Here is a 21756-nt window from a genome sequence, read left to right on the forward strand (position 1 = left end):
TTACTGCGCCGATGTGATAGTCGTTTGATATTGATAAAGTCGGTAAATCACCTGGCCGGCCTGTTTCTCTTTCAATGGAACCCAAGAAGCGGGGACGGATAAGGTCGTGATTTCAGACTCGGTTTCAACGTAAATTAAGGCGTTATTGTTGAGCCATTGTTGAGCCATTAATAACTCAATAGCTTTGGTTGCGAGCTCTTTGCGAAATGGAGGGTCAATAAACACAATGTCGAACCCATTTTGAGTGCCTTTTGCCAGCACTTGCAAGCTGTCGCCATTAATCACTTCGGCATTTTGACATTGCAGAGTAGCAAGGTTTTTTTTTAACTGATTCGCCGCGTTTTTTTGCAGCTCAATCATGGTGGCAAACTCGGCATAACGCGATAAGGTTTCAAGTGACAAGGCGCCACTGCCGGCAAAGCAGTCGAGTACTCGAGCACCACGAATATCACTGGCAATCCAGTTAAATAAGGTCTCGCGAACACGGTCGGTTGTCGGGCGTAAACCTTCTAAATCATGAATAGGCAACTTACGTGAGCGCCATTGACCTGAAATAATTCGCACCTGACCGCTGCTGGTGTTTTTTTTAGCCATCTCACCCTCGTGATTTTGCCTGAACAAAGAAAAAAGAAAGTGGTAGACTATGCCACAATCTGAACCGTCGTTATTTTATATCAAACTGGTGATTAAATGTGAGTATTCATCATTTTACTGCACAGAGATGCAACAAACGGCTTCAACCGAATTTTTAAACCTATAAATATTGGTAACAAACATGGCAAAGAAAGGTTTTTTTTCCTGGTTTCGTAAAGATAAGCCCGCCCCTGAAGTTGAAGAACAGCAACAAACTGATGCAGAGGTTTCGCATGATGTTGCCACCGACACTGCAGAGCAAACTCAACAAGCTGAGCTGCAAAAGCAAGCGACAGAAGCGGCTCGTGTTGAGGCTGTCGAAATTGAAAAGCAGCAGCTTGAACAACAACGCATTGAGAATGAGCTCGCAGAACAAGCGCGACTTGACGCTCAGCGTATGGCCGCCGAAGCAGAGGCATTAGCCGCCGAGAAACTCGCTGCAGAACAGTTAGCTGCGCAACAAGAAGCCGAGCGCCAAGAACAACAACGTATTGAGAATGAACGTGCAGAGCAAGCGCGTGTTGAAGCAGAACGCCTTGCGGCTGAAAAGTTCGCCGCCGAACAAGAAGCTGCCCGTGTCGAAGCGGAACGGTTAGAACAGTTACGTATTGAGAATGAACGTGCAGAGCAAGCTCGCCTTGAAGCAGATCGCATAGCGGCTGAAACAGCAGCATTAGCAGCTGAAAAACTTGCCGCAGAGCAATTGGCCGCTCAAGAGTTGGCCGAGCAACAGGCAGCAGAAGAAGCACGCCTAGAGCAAGCACGCCTTGAAGCCGAAGCGATTGCCGAAGAGGCTTTGGCCGCTGAAAAGTTGGCCCTCGAACAAGCGCCCATTGAGTCCATTGAACTCGAACTGCAAGATGAGCCGCAAGAAAAGCCTAAAAAAGAAGGCATGTTTGCCCGCTTAAAACGCGGCTTAATGCGCACCAGTGAAAATATCGGTTCTGGTTTTATTGGCTTATTCAGTGGTAAAAAAATTGATGATGACTTATTTGAAGAACTAGAAGAGCAATTATTGATTGCCGATGTGGGCGTAGAGACTACCACTAAATTAATTAAAAGTTTAACTGAACATGCATCTCGTAAACAGCTTAAAAATGCAGAAGCTCTATACGATTTAATGCGCGACGAAATGCAAAAAATGCTTGAACCAGTTGCCATCCCTTTAGTACCTGACAATGCCGACGGCCCGTTTGTTATTTTAATGGTTGGCGTGAATGGCGTAGGTAAAACCACCACGATTGGTAAGCTAGCAAAGCAGTATCAAAATCAAGGTAAATCTGTCATGTTAGCGGCAGGTGACACCTTCCGCGCAGCGGCGGTTGAACAGCTCCAGGTTTGGGGGCAACGCAATAATATCCCTGTGGTAGCTCAGCATACTGGCGCCGATAGCGCATCGGTATTATTTGACGCTTTACAAGCTGCTAAAGCACGTAAAGTGGATGTGTTAATTGCCGATACTGCCGGGCGTTTGCAAAACAAAAGCCACTTAATGGAAGAGCTTAAAAAAGTGGTGCGAGTGATGAAAAAGCTCGACCCGAATACGCCTCATGAAGTGATGCTAACCTTAGATGCAAGTACAGGCCAAAATGCCATTAGCCAGGCGCAATTATTCCAAGAGGCCGTTGGCGTGACAGGGTTAACCATCAGCAAGCTAGATGGCACAGCCAAAGGCGGGGTGATATTTGCCATTGCCGACAAGTTTAATATCCCTATTCGCCACATTGGCGTAGGTGAACAAATAGATGACTTACGCACCTTTAATGCGAATGATTTTATTGAAGCGTTATTCAGTCAGGAAAAAACGGACCAATAATTTATGATCCAATTTGAGCAGGTGAGTAAAATTTATCCAGGCGGCCAAAAAGCGCTTATGGATGTCAATTTTCATCTTAGACAAGGTGAAATGGCGTTTTTAACCGGCCATTCTGGCGCGGGTAAAAGTACCTTGCTCAAATTGATCACGGTTATCGAACGTGCAACTGCAGGTAAAGTATCGATTAATGGCCACAACATCGCCAATGTTGGCCCTAAGCATGTGCCTTATTTACGTCGCAATATCGGAATGATTTTCCAAAACCATCATCTATTGATGGATAAGAGCGTGTTTGACAACATTGCTTTACCTTTGGTTATCGAGGGTTTTTCTCATGGTGAAATTCGTAAGCGTGTTGCGGGTGCCCTCGATATGGTGGGTTTATATGGCAAAGAGCGTCACCTGCCGATTATGTTATCAGGTGGTGAGCAGCAACGTGTCGGGATTGCCCGCGCGATTGTGAATAAGCCGCCATTACTGTTAGCCGATGAGCCAACAGGTAACTTAGACCCTAAATTGTCGATGGACATTTTGCGTTTGTTTGAAACCTTTAACGACTCAGGCACTAGCGTGTTAATCGCCACCCATGATTTAGGCTTAATCGCCCGAATGAAATACCGTACCTTTACCTTGCGTCAAGGCAGAATGCTTGGCGGCGAAAGCACAGACAGGGAAGTAATGCGATGAGTAAAAAGCCCAATATTACCCAAAGCAAGCTGCCACTGAGCGGGCGTATCGTGATGTTCTTTATTCGACATGTTCAGCAAGGTATGTCGAGTATGGGGGAGTTGTGGCGTAGCCCAGTATCATCAATTATGACCATGGCTGTGCTCGGCGTGAGCTTAAGCTTGCCTGCGGCATTGCAGGTGCTGGTTAAAAATGCTGAAAATGTTACTCAATCGTGGAACAACGCGGCTGAAATTTCTTTATTTATCAACACTGGTCGCAGTGAGCAATCGATTCAAAGTTTATTGTCGCGGATTAAAGCCTTTAGAGAAGTTGAGACCGTGAGCTATATTAGCCGCGACCAGGCGTTAGAAGAGTTTCAGCGTTTATCTGGATTTGGTGAGGCGCTGTCGTACCTTGACGATAACCCTTTACCTGCGGTTGTGACCGTGACGCCATCGGTAAAATATTCAAGCCCAACCGGTGCGCGTGAATTACTCGCCAAATTAGAACGTGAGCCCGAAGTAAACTTTGGCAGACTCGATATCGAGTGGCTAGAACGTTTACAAGCTCTGCTTAAGTTGCTCGAAAAAACCGTATTGGCTATCGCAGCGTTATTAGTGTTAGCCGTAGTGCTGGTGATTGGTAACACCATCCGCTTAGCCATTATGAACCGCCGCACCGAAATCGAAGTGATGAAGTTGGTGGGCGCAACCGAAGCGTTTATTCAACGGCCTTTTTTGTATACTGGCATTTGGTACGGAGTGATTGGCGGTATTTTAGCCTGGCTTATTATTAATGTATTAGTGTGGTATCTCGATGGTGCGTTGGCGGAATTATTAGGATTGTATGGCAGTCAATTGACCATTCAATCATTAACCTTTGCAGAGCTTATTAAGCTGGTGTTATTGGCTTCATTTTTAGGTTGGCTAGGCTCATATTTATCCGTGCGGCAACACTTACGTAATATTGAACCCTCATAATTTGAGGAATATAATAGTATTAGTGAGTCTATTAATGAACGATTGTTCACTTGCAATATGACTGGCTAGCGGTGAAAATATTAATCGAGCTGAAGCTGATTTGACATATGATGTCATATAGTTGATAGTTCATCAGCTAAATCGAGTCTATAAGTAGATGAACCATTGGGTTTCATAAAGCGTATTTAGCAAACTGAAGTAAATTTTTTGAATGTAGTAGGAGAGCGAATGACTTATCAAACGCAATCAATGGCACTGACTGTCCCTAGAGGCAGTAGTAGTTTAGAAGCGTACATCCAATCGGTGACTAGCATTGATATGCTAGACGCGGATACCGAGTACGATATTGCCAAGCGTTTACAAGAAACAGGCGATCTACAAGCTGCAAAGCAATTAATTATGTCGCACCTTCGTTTCGTGGTTCATGTTGCTAAAGGTTATTCTGGCTATGGTTTACCTCAAGCCGACCTTATTCAAGAAGGCAACATTGGTTTGATGAAAGCGGTAAAACGTTTTGATCCCGACGTAGGTGTTCGCTTAGTCTCATTTGCAGTACATTGGATTAAAGCCGAAATTCATGAATACGTGCTAAAAAACTGGCGTATCGTAAAAGTTGCCACCACTAAAGCTCAGCGTAAGCTGTTCTTTAATATTCGCAAATCTAAAAAGCGTTTAGGCTGGTTTAGTGACGCTGAAGTGACTATGGTTGCTGAAAACCTTGGTGTGTCCAAGGCGGATGTGACTGAAATGGAGTCACGCATGGCCGCGCAAGATCCTGCTTTTGATCTTACCAACGACAGCGATGACGATAACCACGATTTTGCTCCTGCATTGTATTTAGAAGATCATTCTTCAGATTTAGCTGAGCAGGTTGAAAACGACAACTGGGAAGCCGATTCGCAAGCGCGTTTATTATCTGCAATTAAAACCTTAGATGAGCGCAGCCAGCATATTCTTCGTGCTCGTTGGTTAGATGATAATAAAACCACGCTACAAGAACTCGCGTCAGCTTACCAAGTGTCAGCAGAACGTATCAGGCAGTTAGAAAAAAATGCCATGAACAAGCTTAAAGCGTGTATGGAATAATCTTTACCCTTACGCTTTTTAAACAAAAAAACCTGCAGCGGCAGGTTTTTTTGTTTTTAGCATTAGCAGTAAAATCATTTCATTCTACGGCTGTTGCACAGCTGCAATAATCAATTTTCTGGGTGCTTTAATGCCGCTCGATATGACCTGTTTAGGCCAATTAAAATACTGTCTTGGACGCAAAAAACGCGCTAACTTTTGCTCTATTAACTCACTCAATTGCGCATTGATTTGTTCTGTATTGGGTTCATCAACATAGTCGATAATTGCTGCGGGTAAGTGTCCAAAAACGGGATCGGGCATGGCAAATACAATGGCTTGAGCCACGTTAGGGTGTGTCATCAGCACGGCTTCAAGTTGTTCTGGATGAACATTTTCGCCGCCACAAATAAACATATTATCTGCACGACCTAAAATCATCAACTGGCCTTTGGCATTAAGCTGACCTTTGTCTTGAGTGCAAAACCAGCCCTGCTCATCAACTGGCAATGAAATACCTTGGGGGGTTAGGTACCCTAAAAATAAACATTCCCCTTTAACCCAAATAATCCCGTCGACTAACTTGAGCTGTCGAGCCGGCAAAGGGCGCCCATGATGACCTGTGAGGTTTGCTTTTGCCGTGGTGATTTGCGAGCTCATTTCGGTCATGCCATAACTGGTATAAGCATTAATATTGAGTGCGTTTAGGCTGTCAATGAGTTGCGGCTCTATCATGCCACCGCCTAATAATAACGCCTTAACTTGGGTTAGTGCCTTGGGCTGTTGAGTTAAAATTTGCAAAGCCTGGGTTGGCACTAATGACACATGGCTAATGGTACTTTGTTGTAGTTGCTCAGCTAATGAAATGGCCGTATTGCGTAATACGATGCGTGCACCGGCTAGAGCACATCGATGTAATATCGCTAAGCCGCCAATATGAAATAATGGCAAAGATAACAGCCAGCTATCATTCATTTTTAGTGGAATATAGCTGGCGGATCCTTGTGCGCTGGCCATGTGGTTCAGTAAGCAATGCACAGCCGCTTTAGGTGTGCCGCTAGAGCCTGAGGTCAAAATAATATTAGACGCAATATGAGGCGATACTTTAACGGCAGTCGATGATGGATTCGCTTGTATGCAAAGAGACACGCTTAAGTAATGTGCGACAGTAATTTCAGTTAACCGGCCGGGGTTGTCTGTCCATAACCAGGTGACCTGATATGTTTCAATAAGCTGATTAATTTGTTGGTTAGACAACCTAGGAGACAAAGGTAAAAATACCCAACCAGCATCAATACAAGCCCAGTACAGGCAAATCATTTCTAAGTTGTTTTGCGATAAACAACCGACTATATCACCACGTTGCAGCCCTTGCGTTTGTAGCGACATGGCTAAGTTGTTAACCATTGCGCTTAGGGTTGAGTAGCTGTATGTATCCTGGCCATCTTCAATGGCAATCGCAGCCGGGGTCGTTAAGGCGGTTTGATGTAATGGTGAGATCATCATAAAGAGTTTGTAGCCTTATTTTCTTCACCCGCATGAATAATTAACGACAGGGCGCGTTGGTTGAGTTGGGTTGAAGTCGGTGTAGTGAGCTGTAATGTTTGCCTAAATGCACTTAAGGTATCGAGTCCTGGCGTTTCGTTAGGCGTTAAGGCCTGGCTAACAAGCCGTAAATCATTAATACCGATATCGGACTCTAAACTTGAGCTTAAAATGCAGCGTACGCCATTACTGTGGGCGGATTCGATCATGCGCTGTAAACCCGCAAGCGAGCCGAGCAGCATTGGCTTAATGATGAGCGCGCCAATTCCGGGCTGTTGCTTTATCGCATTAACAACATCAAATGCAGGTGAGTTTAGTGACTCATCTAAGGCATAGCGTAAACCGAGTTGCAGATAAACTTCAGGGTTATCAGCAGGGTTAATGCAAGGCTCTTCAATGTATTCTATTTTGTCTTTGGGTAAACACGCCAAAAAGTCGATAGCTTGCTCGAGGCTAAAACCTCGATTGGCATCAAGTCGCAAACTCACCTGGGGCGCAAGTTCGAATACCCTATAAATAAAGGCAATTTCTTGTTCCATTGTGGTTTGTGCCACTTTGACCTTTACGCTATTTATGGTGCCATTTTGCAACAGTTTAGCCTGCAGTTGTTGCTCACTCATGCCGACATAAACCAGTGGTACTGTTGCCGACTGATTGTGTGGATTATCAATTCTACAGGGCAAGTGGTGAGTGATTTTTGCATGCAATAAACTCAACCCAAATGCGACAGAGGGCAAAGGTGATGTGGCGGCTAAAGCAGTTAACTCATTAGGTGACTTATTAATAAGTAACGCTGCGCTATGTGATAAAGAGGCAATGACATCATCGAGTGACTCTTGGCTAAAGCCTTCAATGGGCAAGCCTTCAGTATCAATGCCAGATAACGGCGATATTTCAACCCAAGCTTGTTGTTTATGTTGTTGCTCATCGGTCAGGGTGACGACGATCAATGCACCTTTGCGGTGATCTATACGTTGTTTAGCCACAGGCAAGGTCGGGTTGAGCGATATATGGTATCGATACAAAGAGACAGCGCTAATGGTTAACTCATCGACAGGCTGCATCACGCCTCCTAAGCTGGATGGGATGGATTAAGTAAAGTCAGTAATGTGTCGTTAAATAATTCAGGGTGAAGGCTATGTATATTGTGTCCTGCAGCAGCTAGCGGTTGCAGTTGTAATTGATCTTTACCATTTTCAACCTGCCAATCTTTAGCCAACTGAGCAAATTTAGTGTCATCCATGCCATACAGGTAATAACACGGACATGACAGTAGGCTCAATACGGCTCTGCAGTCTTGTTGCAGGCTAAGTGAAGTGGCTAGATAGCAGTTGCTCAGGCGCTCGGGGTCGTTATGACTGCGTAAATTGATTAACTGCTGTTTTTGTTGCTTGTTAAGGTCGTTAAATACCGCCTGTTGATACCACAACGACAAAAAGGCTGTTATGGGTAACTGTTGTAGCTTTTTAGCCCATAAGCCATCGCTTTTGGCGCGTGCATCACGTTGAGTGTTATCGGTTAACCCCGGATGGGCAGATTCTAGGGTTAAGCTCAGCAAAGAGTCAGGAAAATCTTTAGCAATATGCAATGCAATGCGACCGCCCAATGAATACCCAAGTAAATGAAACTGTTTAATGCCAAGTCCGCTAACTTTAGCCACGATATGCGCGGCAACTTGGCTAAATCCGGGGGAGTCTAATACCAAGCGGTTAGCGCCATGGCCGGGTAAGTCGATGCAGATACAATGAAAGTATTGGCTTAGATGTGGCATTAAAATAGACCAGTCGTCTTTGCTACCCAAAAAGCCATGCAACATCACTAGTGCGGGTAAATTGGGGTGGCCAAAACGACGGATAATGACCATTAGTGTTGTTTCACCCATTGGTTAATTTGCGCAATTTGATCGCTGGCTTGATTCGGTGCAACATTGACCTCGATAACTGATGCACAGTTAAACTCAAATGCCTCTTGATACGCTTGTTGGAACGATTCAATGTCGTCGACTTGCCGATAAGCTAAGCCAAACATTGCTGCACCATAACCAAATTCTAGTCCATGGCTTAAGCGATAAAAGTCGTTGCGCAAGTTTTCGTTGGGCACAGGCAATAAGTTAAAAATATTACCGCCATCATTGTTGATAATGACTAGCACAAATGAGCAAGTCATCTGTTTGAGCAGTGCCATTGAGTTAAGGTCATGCAAACAAGATAAATCACCAATAATCAATGTGGTTGGCGTTAGTTTGTCAGCGGCTACCCCACATGCCGTGGCTATAAGACCATCAATACCAGAGGCGCCGCGATTGGTGTAAATAGCAGGCGTATTGGTCGCAATAGGGGCATACATATCGTAAAGCCTAATGGGTAAGCTATTGCCAATAAATAAGGTATGTTGATCGGTTTGGCTTGCTGCAATGGCTCTAACCACCTGAGCCTCACCAAAGCTGGTGTTGTCAATTTGCTGCTTAAGGAGTGATTCTAAAGACTCATTATATGGCAATAATTGCAGTGCCCAATTGGCGTCTGACGAACGCGGCCAAGCCAATTGACAGAGTGCTTGCACACTGGTTTGCCATACTTGTTTATGTTGATGGGTTGGATCTAAACGGTCGCTGTGGCTTAACAATTGCCAGTAGCTGTGCCAATGTTGTTGGGCTAAATACTGGATCAGACGTTTTGAAATAAAACGACCACCAAACACTAATACTCGCTCAGCTTGTTCGAGTAACTTACTGGCTTTGGTATTTAGCAATAATTGATCAATATGACCTATAACCCCAGGGTGCTGGCGTAATTGTGATTGCGCATCAACAACAACTGGCCAACCGAGTTTTTGTGCCAATGCAACAATAAGCTGCGGGCTATCTGCAGGTGATAATGTTCCCACAACAATCACCCCTTTGCCGTGCACAAAGCGCATTAAAGTGTCTGTGGTGGGTAACTCTGAACCGTTAAGCGCAGCATAACGAGTTAAGGGTTTATTATTGTCAAACCATGCATTCAGCGGCGCTAAGTAAGTGGTTGTAGTGACACTGGCGGTTTTTTTAACATGGGCCAATGTGACTAGCTCACTTGGGTACAACGGCTCACGATACATACAGTTGATATGCACCGGTTGATGCTGATTGGCGATTGCATGGTCTATGGTGGTTAATAAAGCATTAGCAGGGTAAGCGTTATCTGGTGTCGGTAAATTCAATTGTTTGGCGTAGCCTGCAAAAATAGCAGGCTGCACAATAGCCTGGTTTGCTCCGCAATCAATTAACTCATTGGGGCGATCACCTGACAATATGATTAAAGGCACATGGGTGAGCCAAGCTTCTACTATTGCAGGATATAAGTTTGCTACCGCAGTACCCGAGGTGGTGATGATAGCAACAGGGGCATTATCGGCCTTAGCAAGCCCAAGCGCCATAAAGCCTAAACCGCGTTCGTCAAAATGAATATGACGAGTTAACTTAGTTTGGCTGGCGGCGGCTAAAGTCAACGGCGTTGAACGAGACCCTGGTGCCATGCACACATGTTTAACGCCTAAACGCGCGAGCTCTTCGAGGATTAATTGGCCCCATAATAAATTCATATCAGCGCTAGTTTGTTGTTGCATATTGACTCATATAGAAGAAAATTTACGATTATAAGTGTAACGCCAAGTGTGCTTGATTTGTAAGAATTAACGCAGTCTTTTATGGGAAATCTCACACAGCGAACATTGTTAAGCTTGATTATTAATCCACTCGCTCAGCACAACATGGGTTTTGATTTTAATGATGTCAGCTTGTGCATCAATAAATTCACGAATTTCATGTAATCGTTGCATTGAATTGGCATGAACATAAACCAGTAAATCCATATTGCCAGTGATGCCCTGGCAGGTTATGACCTCAGGAATAGTGGTAAAAATGTGAATCACTTCTGCGCAGCGAGCACAACGATGTTGAATTTCAAAGTAGGCAGATACACCTTGTTTTTGCGATTCGCTGAGCAGCACCTGATAACCACGGATAACCCCAATCTGCTCAAGTTTTTTTATTCGTTCTGTTACTGCACTGCGTGACAAATTCACTTGTTCGGAAATGAACGAAATACTCTGTCGAGCATTGAGGCGTAATTCGCTTATAATCGCTTTATCAAATTTATCCAATGTCGGTATTCCTGAGTAATCGTTGATATGAGTCATGCCGTCATATTGGCGGTAGTACATACTTTTTCTGTCATTTTGTCGGTTTTTAAGTGCAGTTCGCGCCGTTAAACCCGCAGAATGTTGAATCAATACCATATATAATATCGCAATATATCACAGCAAGAATAACATTATGAATCAGATAGCAGGAACAATTGGACGCTGGCAAGGCGCAGGGTTGATGGCCACCACATTGTTGGGCACCGGTGTGTTTATTTTACCGCAGATGACCATTGCGGTGGCTGATTCTGGAGCGCTTTTGGCCTGGTTTATTTTAACCTTGGCGATTATTCCGGTGGCGTTAGTGTTTGGCTTATTGGCGAGTCGCTTTCCTCATGCCGCAGGGCCAGCTTATTTTGTCGAAAAAGCTTTCGGTAGCACGGCGGGCAGAACCGTAGGGTTAATCTTTTTATTGGTGATCCCAATTGGCGCTCCAGCGGCTATTTTAATGACGCTTCAGTTTATGAATGCTTTGATACCATTGCATGACGGCTGGCAGTTAGTGGCAGAGCTGGTTGTGGTGTTATTGCTAATGGGCCTGAATGTACGTGGTATTCAAGTGTCAGCTAAGCTGCAATTTGCATTAACCTTAGCCATTGTAACTGTGGTGGCTTTGCTATTTGGTGCCAGCGGGCTTAACTCTGAGCAGCTTGAGTCATTTAATCAAGCCAGTCACCCGCAAATAGATACAGTAATGGTGGCACTGGGCATTGGTTTTTGGAGCTTTTTAGGCATAGAGGCGATGACGCATTTAGCCAGTGATTTTCGCCGTCCAGACAAAGACATGCTGCCCGCCATATTGATGGGCACAGTGCTCGTTGGGATCATTTACCTTGCCTGTACATTTTTACTGTTAATGGTGCCCACAGACAAAACCGGCGTGGCGATGATAAGTGCGTTTGATTACCTACTCAGTGACAGCTTTTTGTATGGTTATGGTGCACAAGTGATTGGGATTTTAGGTATTGCCAGTGGCTTAGCGACCGTAAACGTCTACTCTGCAAGCGCTGCACGCTTATTGTGGAGCTTTAGTAAAGAAGGTATTTTGCCCAAATACTTTGTGAAGTTAAATCGTCATGGTGTGCCGTTTAGAGCACTCTTTGGCATTCTTGGCAGTATGGCGGTGGTGATTGTACTCACCTTTTATTCTGGCCACGATTTAGAAAAGTTAATTGCTTGGAGTAATGGGGTTTTTGTGATTATTTATTTACTGGCCATGTTGTCGGCAGCAAAGTTACTCAGCAAGCGGTATTTACCGTTAGTGGCAACAGGTTGTGTATTTTGCATTGGAATAGGCATCGCCTTGGCCGAAAACATGCTGTATGTCATGGTATTGATTGCGGTTATTGCCCCTTTTATGTGGTGGCAAAAGGCACATTTACAACGTAAGCAATTACAAACGAGTTAGGGATTTTTAGCTAGTTTGCTGAATAGCAATATTACGCATTTGGATCAATTCGCTGTGCTTTAGATAAAGTAAATCTGCGGTGCGGCGAATGATTTGATCTTCATATTGCGATAACTCGCCATCGGCATAAGCTAAACGCCACATCGACAACAATAAAGTTTGTTTATCTTCGATGCTAAATTGAGCATTAACTTCAGCAGTAAACTCAAACAGCGATATTGCATCATGACGTGCTTGTTTGGCCTCATCCGCTAAGCTCTTGGCTTGTTCAGTCGTAATGCCTAGGGTATTGATGAGCATCTCTGGCAATATAGCGGCTTCGGCGTCAGCCAGTTTTTCGTCAGCATAAACCACTTCTAACAGCAAAGTCGCAGCGGCTAAATTAAGATGCAGGGCTTTTTCTTCAGGGCTGCTTTCTTGAGCATGCGATTGAATAAACTGTTTTAGTTTGGCGATCATACTGGCTCCACTGTTAGGGTTAAATCACTTTGATGCTAGCAAAAATGATAATCCCAAGCGAATAGCTTGGGATTAATTAATGTTAACCAACAGTGATTAAGTGCTTACAAAAGTGAGCCTAAGCCTTGGGTTAATAAACCAACTGTGCCTTCGCTTCCGCTTTGTTCTAGGTAGTTTTTCGCAATATCAACCATTGGCGCGATGTATTCTTTCGAGATGCCTAACTTTTCAAATGCGTCGTACACCATGGCAGAACCTTGTAACGCTGAACCTAGGTCACCGGCTTGAGACAATAAGCCCGACATGCCGCTGTCTGATGATAATGAAGGTACTGCAGCCAGTAAGCTGTCTGCATTAGGAATGCTGCTGGTTAATTGGCTGAAATCATTATCACCCAAATTGGTTTGCGCTAAACTTAAAAGCGAGCCTAGGCCGCCTTCTGCTTGAGTTTGGCTTAAACCAAGCTGTGACATAACGCTGCCAACTAATTCAGTTGATTGTCCGCTGGTACCTGCTTGTTCTGCTGTTTCTGTCGCTGCAGGTGTTGCCACTGCTTTTTTAGCCACTTCAGATGCTTTGTCTAACCAACTTGCTGATGCTGGTGAAGAGATTGCTAAGACGGTAAACAGTATAGGTAATGCAGATGCTAATTTCATAATGCTTGTCCTGTAAAATATAATGAAAGGCTAAACTTGGTTGCTATATTACCCTGAAATAGCTAAATGCGACAGGAGATCGATTTTTTACGCATTTCGCTTGTGCAAATTGACGCTTTTTTGGGTATCCTAAGCGCCATATTTATTGATTAATCGATTATTGGAATTTACATGTCATTGATTGCTATTTTGACTGAAGCATTAAACTTTTTTCGAAACCACATTCGTCAGCTGGCAGCACTGACTTTACCTCTACTATTAATTCAAGTGGCGATTCAGCTGTGGCTTGGTAATGAGATGCTAACCGCCGACCCTGAAAACCCACAATTTGGTGCGTCTCATGCAGCCGTGATGATGTTGCTTTTATTGGTTTTTTCAGTACTTATTGCTGCGTTAACTCTGTTTTTAGAGCTGCGCTCGCAAGGGCATGAGTTATCGTCTGGGCAGATTTTAAAAGCCAGCTTACCGTTTGTGCCACCGTTATTATTAGCGGGCGTCTTTTCTGGTTTAGCGATTTTAGCGCCTGTAATGATTTTTGCCGCATTTGGTCCACTTTGGTTAATTGGACTTGTGGTGAGCCTGTATTTGTTTGCCCGCTTAGCCTATGTCAACTTTATGGTCGTGGTTGAACGTTTAACGCCATTAGAAGCCATTAAAAAGAGTTTTAGTTTTAGCGCGGGTTCAATTGCATTTAAAACCATTGCAGTATTAATGCTTTATGTACCATTATCATTATTTGCCGGTGTGTTTACTCAATTGGCTACTCAGGTTGGATTTCCACTACAATTGATGGTTGAAACCTTGTTCGCGTTTTTAGGCTTATTTGTCAATATTGCCTTATTTAGATTGTATATGGTTAACCGTCAGCCGGCGGAAGCTGATAAATAAGTCGATGTAAAAAGGAGAAACCATTGTTGAATGATACCGCGTTTATTGATGGTTTCTCCGAGCAATTAACTGAAGATTATCGCTTAGCTAAAAGTTATGTGCGCGATATTCCCACCCAGGCACTGGTGTATATTCGCAGTTTTACTCATAAGCTTGCCAGCCAGTTAGCAACCCCTCATGGGTTGATATTTTCTAGCCCTAACTTATACGACCGCATTGAACAATTACACTCCGCTAGGCTAATTGACCCTCCCATTGTGCGTGCGTTACATCGTTTACGCAGTGATGGTAACCGTGGTGCTCACCCTGAAAAATATCACTTAACCCAGGCGCAATTGGTCACGATTGCTGAAAAGTCGATAACCAATATTTTACGTTTAGTCGATAAGCTCTATCCAGTGGTGCATCAACAAGTTGCGCCGAGTTATACCTTTGAGCCTTTTGATTCGTTTGCGGGGCGAGATTTGTGTTACCGGGCGGTGATGAATAATGACGCAGAAGCACAATATTTGGTGGGGATGTCGTTAAAAGCCAAAGGCCTCATGCTACAAGGGCAAGAGCAAGCTTTGGCACAAGACGCTGATGCTAGCTCAACACAAAGCAAGCTGCCGAGCCAGGGTGAACACAGCACCGCGGCAGAGGCATTTGCTCAAGCGGGTTATTGGTTTGCTTTGGCTTCACTGCAATATCAAGCGGCTATATTTGAACATGGTGTCAGTTTACTGCACGGCTATCGCGGTGAGGTCAACCTCAGTGAGGGTGAACAGTTAATTGCGCAGGCAGCAGACAGTGGCATTGTTGAAGCGCAAGCATTACAAGGCTTTTTTTATCTGGTGGGCAGTGATCAATTTGAAGTCGATTTGGCTCAAGCCGAGCGTTTACTCACCCTTGCTGCCAATGCCGAAAACGCTGAGGCAATGTCTAACCTTGGAGTGTTGTACTATCAGGCCCAACAGTTTGAAAATGCGTTTTTATGGATTAATAAGGCGGCTCAAGCCGGTTACCCCAATGCCCAGTATCATTTAGCATTAATGTTGGCTGACGGCCTGGGCTGTTCATCCGACTTAGCAGCCAGCGAGCAATGGATGTTTGAGGCGGCAGAGCAAGGGCAAGTTGATGCTATGTTGCATTGTGGCAGTCACATTTTGCATGACGACAATGCCAGCCAACAGCAGCGTGTTAAGGCTGAAGGTTATTTGCATCAAGCAATTAAGTATGGTCACAATGTGAGTGCCATGATAGAGCTCAGTGTGGCATTAGCCGACGGTATTTTGGGGCGCATTGATGTGGTGCAAGCTGCGTATTTGCTTACCTTAGCCAAGACCCATGGCAATGACGAACACCTAGAAGTTATTGAGCCATTATGGCAATCGTTGGCGATGCAAATCGACAGTGTTATTGAGCTTAACCCGAGTGAAGATGAAATGATTGCTTTGCAACAAGCGAAGTTGTTGCTGGGGTAAGTTTGGCGAGTTAAAAAGGGCGTTTTGTGATCATGAAAAGCACCGCCCCTCGTGAAAGCGGTTTGGTTCATTGGCTGTCTTTAGTTGTGGCACTGAGTATTGCTCAAAGTATTTTTTGGTATTTAGATATTGATGTTGAGATTAGCTTAACGATTGAATACATCGGGACGTTAATCGTTAAAGGCAGCTTAATCGCGCTGTTCTATTATTTATGCTTAAAAGCGTTTTGTTGGTTGTATCGATAGCCGCAGTCACGGTTTTTTAGCCCCGTAACAAGCATGGCTCTACAGCCGTATCCGCTCAAAAAGCAAAGCCTCTGACTATGTAATAACCTTTCACTTCAGTACTTCGTTAATATTGCCGACACCTCTGGTTTTACCCACTTTTCGACAATTCCCAACGCTTAAGCAAACAATCCGAAAACTTTTGCGGGGTTAATCCGCTTGGTGTTCGAATGTTCTGCCTGTCTTTGAGGCCTGACTTGTTCCTGATCGCTTAAACATATCAGCATAAGGCGCTGTGGGCTCGCGTTGTACATTGGCGTAGTTTTGGTACGCGTGTGCTTGTTCAGCTTGCTGACGACGCAGCATTTTTTTACCCAAAAATCGCAAGGTAAGAAAACTGATTAAGCCAAACAATAATAAAAATGGCAGTAATGTAAGGGCGACTAAGGTCATAGCAAAAACCATCAGTAATGCCAAAATAGGGTTCATACTCGTCACACGATGTTTAAAATTGGCGCTATTAAATGCTTGGTTAACGTTCATGTTGGCTCCTAAATGCGGTTTATCCTATGTCTATTTAACGTACTGAATGTGCTCATTTAATGAAGCTAATCAGTGACAACTAATGACAGAACTGATGGGCTAAAAGCCGTCAGCTGAGGATCCTCGCCTGAAATATGTATGATTGTTGAACATGCAGTGTGCAACATCTGGACATAATATGTCACGTTAAACCCCGTTAATGTTTGACTTAGCGACTTGATTTGGGCTGTGATGATGTGAGAAGGCTAGGATCATCTTGCTGCAATAAGATGCACTAGTGGTTAATGGTTTTGTTATGCAGGGTAGATGTGAGCGGGCATTCCCTTTCAATGTTAGGGTGTTGTGCGTATCGGTCTGCCGTTGGCGGGGGCGATGTAAAAGAGGTTGAACCTTGTTTACCCAAATATTTTCGGCTTAACAGGGTTATGCCGATAAAACCTACCAGTAAAAATAACAATATCAGAGGGAGTAAAATCAGTGTCCCTAAAATGATCAGCAACAAACTCAACAAGGCGGTTAACGGGCGCATTTGGCGCAATCGTTGACGGGCATGCCATAAGTTAATTGAGCTGAGCATGACGACTCCTTTGTGTTCAGAGTAAAAGTTAGGGGTTAGGGCCTGTTGGTCTTTGCTGCAAAAACAACCTTGAAAGATCAACAGGCCCTAATATTTGAGCCCGCTCAGTCGCAAAAGTTCATGCTTGAGGGGAATCAGTTACTTTGGCATGACTAATTGGTTGATACGATTACTGGCAATGGCGTTATCGACACTGTTAAAAATAAGCTCACGAAACCATTGATGTCCAGGTTCCTGGTTATTGCGTTCATGCCATAAAAACACATACGCCATCGGCATAAAGTCAAATGGTAATGGGATCGACACCAACGAATAGAGTTTTTGTGCATGAATGGCAAAACTCGATGGCAGGGTAAAAATAAGGTCGGTATGTGCACACACACTGGCGGCGCCGTAAAAGTCTGGCACTGTGGTTGATAAGTGGCGGTGCAGACCTAAATTGGCTAAGTGGTAATCTAGCGCCCACCAATCGTTGCCTTCACATCTAACTTGTACGTGAGACATGGCTAAGTATTGATCTTGATCCCATTTACCCGATTTAACAACCTTTAAAATAGGATGTTTTTTGCGTACTAAACACACCTGATGGTCGTTAAATAGCGTTTGATATTCGATCCCTTCGGGAACATGTTCTATCTTAAAGTCACTTTGTGGATGAATGTCTCTGCCTGCAATACCAAAGTCGATTTGCCCTTGTTGTAAATCTTGCATCGATTTTTCAGTCCACACATATGAGTCTAATTTTACAGACGGTGCTTGTTGTAACAATGGCCCGATAAAATACGGAATTAATGTTTCATAAGCACTTTCGACCATAGAAAAGGTAAAATGGCGCTGACTACTGGCAGGATGAAATGTGGGTGGTTGAGTTAACTGATATAAGTTTTGCAGTACTGGCAAAAGCTTTTGTCGTAAAGCTAACGCATGCGCGGTCGGCTTAAGTCCATGAGCTGTGCGTTGAAATAATGGGTCATCTAATGCTTCGCGTAGGCGGTTTAAACTTTTGCTTACCGCTGATTGGCTCAGGTGCAAACGGTGGGCCGCTCGAGTGACACTTTGCTCCTCAAGCAGCACTTGTAAAATAACCAGTAAATTAAGATCAACACGCGCTAGGTTATCTAGGTTCATTAGATATTCTCAAATGGAAATTCACTTTGGATTTTATATCATTTCCGTTCATACCTCCATTTGACTTATCATAGCGCTCCATTAAGGGTGACCTTTAGCTTGTTTTCACAAAGAGAAAGAATATTATGCGTCGTAACCTATTGCCATTATTGATGTTTATGGTGCTACTAAGCCCATTAGCCATCGATATCTATCTTCCCTCTATGCCAACAATGGCGCTTGAGTATGGGGTGTCGAACAGTGAGGTTCAGTCTACTTTAGTATTATTTTTATTTGCTATGGGTGTTGGCCAGATATTAATTGGTCCTTTAGCTGACCGTTTTGGTCGCAGGCCTGTGGCTTTATTTGGTATCGTACTTTACGGTATCAGCAGTTTATTAGGCGCGTATGCGGTTGAATTTGAACTGTTGCAAATTGCCCGTGTGTTTCAAGGGTTAGCTGCATGCTCTACCTCTATTGTGGTGTTTAGTGCGGTGCGCGACTGTTACGATCGCAAGCAAAGTGTGTCGATGTACAGTTATTTAAATGGGGCTATTTGTGTGGTACCCGCATTGGCTCCTACCTTAGGTGGTTTGTTGGCATTACAGTTTGGCTGGCGATCCACTTTTATCTTTATGGCCATTTATGCCGTAATCGTATTGTTTATTGTCGGTTTCCGTTTCCCGGAAACGCGTCCACTTAACACAGACAGCACCGGTCCACTTTACCGTTGGGGTCGTTATAAGCCAGTACTTGGTGATGCTCACTTTATGTTTTATGCCTCATGCTGCATGATCGCGATGGCTTCTATTTTATGTTACGTATCTTACTCGCCTGTGTGGTTAATTGGCCACTTAGGTATATCAGAACTGATGTTTAGTGGTTTATTTGGCGTCAATGCCTTAGTGAACGTCGTGGCCTGTTTTGCTGCGCCAGTATTGATTAAACGCATTGGTAATCGCCCTGGTGTAATAGTGGCGTTGTCGTTAATGGTATTAGCGGCTGTGGTTGAAGTGGTATTGCAATTAGTGGGCCCAGAGCAAGGCGTTGCCGCGGGTGTTGCTTTTATGGCGCCTATGATGCTGCTATGTGTTGGCTTTGCCCTATTGCTTGGCCCTGCAACCAGTATGGCCTTATCGGCCTTTGGTGAACGCGCCGGTACTGCAACGGCAATGTTAGGTTGTATTCAAATGAGCGGCGCATCGATTTTAACCGCATTAATCCAACTAACAGACATACCAGCACCTTATGCCATTGCGTTAGTGATGGGTGGATTGTGTAGCGTATTGCTCGCCATAATGACAATGAACCGTTTAAGCCATCTGCATCAAGAGCAACTACAACACGATTAATTAAATTATACCCAATCAACTTGAAGATACGTGTTTCAGAGCTTCACCGTGTTTTCAATACTAGGCGCGTTAATGCGGTAATGTAGGCACCTTATAAATTAGCGCAACAACGCTCTTGATTTAATAATCAGGGGAACACGGTGAAATTCCCAAAGGGCAAGTTTTACACGCGTTTATGCTGCGTTATTGATTTTGAAAAGGGAACAACCATTACCCGCAATCAATGCCTTGCCTAAACGCGTGTAAATTCTTGCTGAAATCGAGCATCTTCAGGTTGTTTGGGTATAAATATTAGTAATATCACCTTTAACCCGCAGGATGCTAACCACATTCTGCGGGTATTTTTTTATCGGGCACCCTTGATATAATCTGAATATCAAAGAAGATATGAGTTAACGATTGAAAAGAAAATATTGCACTACTTGCCATTACCCACAGTCAGCTTGCATTTGTCATGCAGTAAAACCGACAGCAACTGTTACTGACATTATTATTATGCAGCATCCATCTGAGGTGGAGCATGCTAAAAATACCGTCAGGTTGCTCAAACTTGCATTGCCACAAACTCAGATTTATGTCGGTGAAACCGCAGCCGATTTTGCTGAGTTGCAAGGGTATTTAGCCGCGCAAACTCGGCCTGTGTTTATTGTGTACCCAAATGAGCACAGCCAAGCGGCGAGTGAGGTTGAAACCGATAATAAAGCGATTATCGTGCTAATTGATGGCACCTGGCGTAAAGCGTACCGTATGTTACAGCTTAACCCCTGGCTACTTAACTATCCGTCATTGCACCTTGAGTGTGACGATGAGTCACAATATGTAATCCGCAAAGCCAAACGCAGTGACAGTTTATCTACCCTTGAGGCTGCGGCTTATACCCTAGCAAGCCTGGAGCCTAATGCCGATATCGCGCCAATATTTGCAGTGTTTAACGCAATGGTGCACCATAAGTTATCCGCCATGCCAGCGGCGGTTCGTCAGCGCTATAATAGCGATAAGCTTAAGGGATAGGACTCAAAGGATAGATCTTATGAACACTCGCCTTGTTGGAATGGTTATTTTAATGTGTGCAGCCAGCATGATTACGAGCAATGCTCATGCGACAGACAAGCCGCATAAAAAAATGACCCTGTCAGAGAAGGGCGAACAAGCGCGCATTGAATCAGCCGAACTTGAACAAAGCCAATTGCAAAAAGCCCGTGATGCCGCCAATGCCACAGCTGAACGTGAACAAAAAGTGTTAGCAAAGCAAGAAGCAAATGACTGGGAAGCACAGCAGCTCGAAAAAGCGCAAGCGCAATCTGAACAACGTTTAACCCGTGAGCAAAAATACTTACAGCAAGCGCAAGAGGCTGCGGCGCAAACTCGTAAAATCCCGAAAGAAACCAGCGACCCAGCGCAGTCTGAGTAGTTACCCTATTTGCCTTGTTTTGGAGTGTTGTCTTTGTCGTCCTGCCCATTGTGTCATCAGCAAACCCTTGCTTTTCATCAAGATAAAAATCGTCAGTATGTACGTTGCCCGAACTGTCATTTAGTGTCGGTACCCGTGCAGTTTTATTTAGATGAGACAGCAGAAAAAGCACAATATGACTTACACGATAATGACTTTGCTGATGCCGGTTACCAACGGTTTTTGTCGCGTACACTTACGCCATTGCTTGCTCGTACTGGGCTTAATGCCAAAGGCTTAGATTTTGGCTGCGGCGAAGGCGCCGTGCTCAGTCAAATGGCTGCAGCCCAAGGTGTCAGTGTCGCTAATTATGATTTGTTTTATCATCCTGATACTCAGGTGCTTAATCAGCAATATGATTTTGTGTGTTTAACCGAAGTGATAGAACACATTGCCGATGCTCATCAGTTAATCGAACGCTTAAGCCAATTGTTGTTACCCGGCGGCATTTTAGCCATTATGACTAAGCGGGTGCTTGGCTTAGAGGCTTTTATTAATTGGCACTATAAAAGTGACCCAACCCATATTAATTTCTACTCAGTTGAGACCTTTGAATGGTTGGCACATCAACGGGGTTGGCAACTTGAAATCATCGACAATGATGTCGTATTTTTACAGCTACCATCAATATAAATGGCATGTTGCTTAAGTATGTTAATAAATAGATACAATTGTCTGCAGAGTAAATTGGTAAAATAGTTAACAACAGAGGCGTTTCAGGGTAGTTTTGTTGCTCAAATAA

23 protein-coding genes are annotated in these 21756 nt (G+C 44.1%); 12 read left to right on the forward strand and 11 right to left on the reverse strand.

All coding sequences use genetic code 11. The features are described from left to right. The gene (rsmD, locus tag IEY42_RS14280; protein WP_188925872.1) at nucleotides 1-594 is read right to left on the reverse strand and encodes a 16S rRNA (guanine(966)-N(2))-methyltransferase RsmD; all 594 of its coding nucleotides are present in this window, start codon (nucleotides 592-594) and stop codon (nucleotides 1-3) included. Nucleotides 595-775: 181 nt separating this feature from the next. Here rsmD and ftsY point away from each other — a divergent pair, with 181 nt between their 5' ends. From ftsY to rpoH, 4 genes are all read left to right on the forward strand, one after another. After that, nucleotides 776-2449, forward strand: a complete 1674-nt coding sequence (gene ftsY, locus IEY42_RS14285; protein WP_188925873.1) for a signal recognition particle-docking protein FtsY — start codon at nucleotides 776-778, stop codon at nucleotides 2447-2449. A 3-nt stretch (nucleotides 2450-2452) separates the two neighbouring features. Next, on the forward strand, nucleotides 2453-3136 hold the full coding sequence (gene ftsE, locus IEY42_RS14290; RefSeq protein WP_188917629.1) for a cell division ATP-binding protein FtsE: 684 nt from the start codon (nucleotides 2453-2455) through the stop codon (nucleotides 3134-3136). Further along, on the forward strand, nucleotides 3133-4098 hold the full coding sequence (gene ftsX, locus IEY42_RS14295) for a permease-like cell division protein FtsX (protein WP_188925874.1): 966 nt from the start codon (nucleotides 3133-3135) through the stop codon (nucleotides 4096-4098). The genes ftsE and ftsX overlap by 4 nt, the downstream gene beginning before the upstream one ends. 228 nt (nucleotides 4099-4326) lie before the next feature. After that, a complete protein-coding gene (rpoH, locus tag IEY42_RS14300) occupies nucleotides 4327-5184 on the forward strand; it encodes an RNA polymerase sigma factor RpoH (protein WP_160051986.1) in 858 nt (285 codons plus the stop codon). Nucleotides 5185-5268: 84 nt separating this feature from the next. Here the strand turns inward: rpoH and menE are convergent, their stop codons facing one another. The 5 genes from menE to IEY42_RS14325 form a co-directional block, all read right to left on the reverse strand. Next, entirely contained in the window at nucleotides 5269-6669 is a 1401-nt protein-coding gene (menE, locus tag IEY42_RS14305) for an o-succinylbenzoate--CoA ligase (RefSeq protein WP_188925875.1), read from the reverse strand. Then, on the reverse strand, nucleotides 6666-7772 hold the full coding sequence (gene menC, locus IEY42_RS14310) for an o-succinylbenzoate synthase (protein ID WP_188925876.1): 1107 nt from the start codon (nucleotides 7770-7772) through the stop codon (nucleotides 6666-6668). The genes menE and menC overlap by 4 nt, the downstream gene beginning before the upstream one ends. Before the next feature lie 8 nt (nucleotides 7773-7780). Continuing rightward, complete coding sequence (gene menH / locus IEY42_RS14315; RefSeq protein ID WP_229780070.1) at nucleotides 7781-8590, reverse strand: 2-succinyl-6-hydroxy-2,4-cyclohexadiene-1-carboxylate synthase; 810 nt, start codon at nucleotides 8588-8590, stop codon at nucleotides 7781-7783. Beyond that, complete coding sequence (menD, locus tag IEY42_RS14320; RefSeq protein ID WP_188925877.1) at nucleotides 8572-10311, reverse strand: 2-succinyl-5-enolpyruvyl-6-hydroxy-3-cyclohexene-1-carboxylic-acid synthase; 1740 nt, start codon at nucleotides 10309-10311, stop codon at nucleotides 8572-8574. Before menD ends, menH begins: the two co-directional genes overlap by 19 nt. Before the next feature lie 108 nt (nucleotides 10312-10419). Then, on the reverse strand, nucleotides 10420-10848 hold the full coding sequence (locus IEY42_RS14325; RefSeq protein ID WP_188925908.1) for an Lrp/AsnC family transcriptional regulator: 429 nt from the start codon (nucleotides 10846-10848) through the stop codon (nucleotides 10420-10422). Nucleotides 10849-11020: 172 nt separating this feature from the next. Here IEY42_RS14325 and yjeH point away from each other — a divergent pair, with 172 nt between their 5' ends. Next, nucleotides 11021-12295, forward strand: coding sequence for an L-methionine/branched-chain amino acid transporter (gene yjeH, locus IEY42_RS14330; RefSeq protein WP_188925878.1), 1275 nt, complete (start codon nucleotides 11021-11023; stop codon nucleotides 12293-12295). A gap of 6 nt (nucleotides 12296-12301) precedes the next feature. On the opposite strand, the gene IEY42_RS14335 is transcribed toward yjeH, so the two are convergent. Both IEY42_RS14335 and IEY42_RS14340 read right to left on the reverse strand, forming a co-directional pair. Further along, a complete protein-coding gene (locus tag IEY42_RS14335) occupies nucleotides 12302-12754 on the reverse strand; it encodes a tellurite resistance TerB family protein (RefSeq protein WP_188925879.1) in 453 nt (150 codons plus the stop codon). A 104-nt stretch (nucleotides 12755-12858) separates the two neighbouring features. Then, nucleotides 12859-13410, reverse strand: a complete 552-nt coding sequence (locus tag IEY42_RS14340) for a DUF2780 domain-containing protein (protein WP_188925880.1) — start codon at nucleotides 13408-13410, stop codon at nucleotides 12859-12861. A 171-nt stretch (nucleotides 13411-13581) separates the two neighbouring features. On the opposite strand from IEY42_RS14340, the gene IEY42_RS14345 reads away from it, so the two are divergent. Genes IEY42_RS14345 through IEY42_RS14355 form a run of 3 tightly spaced genes read left to right on the forward strand, consistent with a single transcriptional unit; the run spans nucleotide 13582 to nucleotide 16006 of the window. Continuing rightward, complete coding sequence (locus IEY42_RS14345) at nucleotides 13582-14298, forward strand: hypothetical protein (protein ID WP_188925881.1); 717 nt, start codon at nucleotides 13582-13584, stop codon at nucleotides 14296-14298. A 23-nt stretch (nucleotides 14299-14321) separates the two neighbouring features. Continuing rightward, on the forward strand, nucleotides 14322-15761 hold the full coding sequence (locus IEY42_RS14350) for a tetratricopeptide repeat protein (RefSeq protein WP_188925882.1): 1440 nt from the start codon (nucleotides 14322-14324) through the stop codon (nucleotides 15759-15761). A gap of 32 nt (nucleotides 15762-15793) precedes the next feature. Continuing rightward, nucleotides 15794-16006, forward strand: coding sequence for a hypothetical protein (locus IEY42_RS14355; protein WP_188925883.1), 213 nt, complete (start codon nucleotides 15794-15796; stop codon nucleotides 16004-16006). Between the two features lie 189 nt (nucleotides 16007-16195). Here IEY42_RS14355 and IEY42_RS14360 read toward each other — a convergent pair whose 3' ends face one another. The 3 genes from IEY42_RS14360 to IEY42_RS14370 form a co-directional block, all read right to left on the reverse strand. Continuing rightward, nucleotides 16196-16528 (reverse strand): hypothetical protein, encoded by a 333-nt coding sequence (locus IEY42_RS14360; protein ID WP_188925884.1) that lies wholly within the window; start codon nucleotides 16526-16528, stop codon nucleotides 16196-16198. A 274-nt stretch (nucleotides 16529-16802) separates the two neighbouring features. Beyond that, entirely contained in the window at nucleotides 16803-17105 is a 303-nt protein-coding gene (locus IEY42_RS14365; RefSeq protein WP_188925885.1) for a hypothetical protein, read from the reverse strand. A 138-nt stretch (nucleotides 17106-17243) separates the two neighbouring features. After that, entirely contained in the window at nucleotides 17244-18233 is a 990-nt protein-coding gene (locus IEY42_RS14370; protein ID WP_188925886.1) for a LysR family transcriptional regulator, read from the reverse strand. A gap of 125 nt (nucleotides 18234-18358) precedes the next feature. On the opposite strand from IEY42_RS14370, the gene IEY42_RS14375 reads away from it, so the two are divergent. The 4 genes from IEY42_RS14375 (at nucleotide 18359) to IEY42_RS14390 (ending at nucleotide 21647) form a co-directional block, all read left to right on the forward strand. Further along, nucleotides 18359-19564, forward strand: coding sequence for a multidrug effflux MFS transporter (locus IEY42_RS14375; protein WP_188925887.1), 1206 nt, complete (start codon nucleotides 18359-18361; stop codon nucleotides 19562-19564). A 399-nt stretch (nucleotides 19565-19963) separates the two neighbouring features. Next, on the forward strand, nucleotides 19964-20575 hold the full coding sequence (locus IEY42_RS14380; RefSeq protein WP_188925888.1) for a tRNA-uridine aminocarboxypropyltransferase: 612 nt from the start codon (nucleotides 19964-19966) through the stop codon (nucleotides 20573-20575). Between the two features lie 19 nt (nucleotides 20576-20594). Next, the gene (locus IEY42_RS14385; RefSeq protein WP_229780072.1) at nucleotides 20595-20975 is read left to right on the forward strand and encodes a hypothetical protein; all 381 of its coding nucleotides are present in this window, start codon (nucleotides 20595-20597) and stop codon (nucleotides 20973-20975) included. Between the two features lie 33 nt (nucleotides 20976-21008). Next, nucleotides 21009-21647 carry a class I SAM-dependent methyltransferase gene (locus IEY42_RS14390; RefSeq protein WP_188925889.1) on the forward strand — a complete coding sequence of 213 codons (639 nt, stop codon included), beginning with the start codon at nucleotides 21009-21011 and terminating at the stop codon, nucleotides 21645-21647. Nucleotides 21648-21756: the final 109 nt, after the last annotated feature.

Origin of the sequence: Shewanella algicola, assembly GCF_014648035.1 — a bacterium.
Lineage (GTDB): Bacteria > Pseudomonadota > Gammaproteobacteria > Enterobacterales > Shewanellaceae > Shewanella > Shewanella algicola.

Coding starts and splice junctions, on each gene's coding strand:
- rsmD (WP_188925872.1), bottom strand. CDS start 594: ATGGCTAAAAAAAACACCAGCAGCGGTCAGGTGCGAATTATTTCAGGT.
- ftsY (WP_188925873.1), top strand. CDS start 776: ATGGCAAAGAAAGGTTTTTTTTCCTGGTTTCGTAAAGATAAGCCCGCC.
- ftsE (WP_188917629.1), top strand. CDS start 2,453: ATGATCCAATTTGAGCAGGTGAGTAAAATTTATCCAGGCGGCCAAAAA.
- ftsX (WP_188925874.1), top strand. CDS start 3,133: ATGAGTAAAAAGCCCAATATTACCCAAAGCAAGCTGCCACTGAGCGGG.
- rpoH (WP_160051986.1), top strand. CDS start 4,327: ATGACTTATCAAACGCAATCAATGGCACTGACTGTCCCTAGAGGCAGT.
- menE (WP_188925875.1), bottom strand. CDS start 6,669: ATGATGATCTCACCATTACATCAAACCGCCTTAACGACCCCGGCTGCG.
- menC (WP_188925876.1), bottom strand. CDS start 7,772: ATGCAGCCTGTCGATGAGTTAACCATTAGCGCTGTCTCTTTGTATCGA.
- menH (WP_229780070.1), bottom strand. CDS start 8,590: ATGGGTGAAACAACACTAATGGTCATTATCCGTCGTTTTGGCCACCCC.
- menD (WP_188925877.1), bottom strand. CDS start 10,311: ATGCAACAACAAACTAGCGCTGATATGAATTTATTATGGGGCCAATTA.
- yjeH (WP_188925878.1), top strand. CDS start 11,021: ATGAATCAGATAGCAGGAACAATTGGACGCTGGCAAGGCGCAGGGTTG.
- IEY42_RS14335 (WP_188925879.1), bottom strand. CDS start 12,754: ATGATCGCCAAACTAAAACAGTTTATTCAATCGCATGCTCAAGAAAGC.
- IEY42_RS14340 (WP_188925880.1), bottom strand. CDS start 13,410: ATGAAATTAGCATCTGCATTACCTATACTGTTTACCGTCTTAGCAATC.
- IEY42_RS14345 (WP_188925881.1), top strand. CDS start 13,582: ATGTCATTGATTGCTATTTTGACTGAAGCATTAAACTTTTTTCGAAAC.
- IEY42_RS14355 (WP_188925883.1), top strand. CDS start 15,794: ATGAAAAGCACCGCCCCTCGTGAAAGCGGTTTGGTTCATTGGCTGTCT.
- IEY42_RS14360 (WP_188925884.1), bottom strand. CDS start 16,528: ATGAACGTTAACCAAGCATTTAATAGCGCCAATTTTAAACATCGTGTG.
- IEY42_RS14365 (WP_188925885.1), bottom strand. CDS start 17,105: ATGCTCAGCTCAATTAACTTATGGCATGCCCGTCAACGATTGCGCCAA.
- IEY42_RS14370 (WP_188925886.1), bottom strand. CDS start 18,233: ATGAACCTAGATAACCTAGCGCGTGTTGATCTTAATTTACTGGTTATT.
- IEY42_RS14375 (WP_188925887.1), top strand. CDS start 18,359: ATGCGTCGTAACCTATTGCCATTATTGATGTTTATGGTGCTACTAAGC.
- IEY42_RS14385 (WP_229780072.1), top strand. CDS start 20,595: ATGAACACTCGCCTTGTTGGAATGGTTATTTTAATGTGTGCAGCCAGC.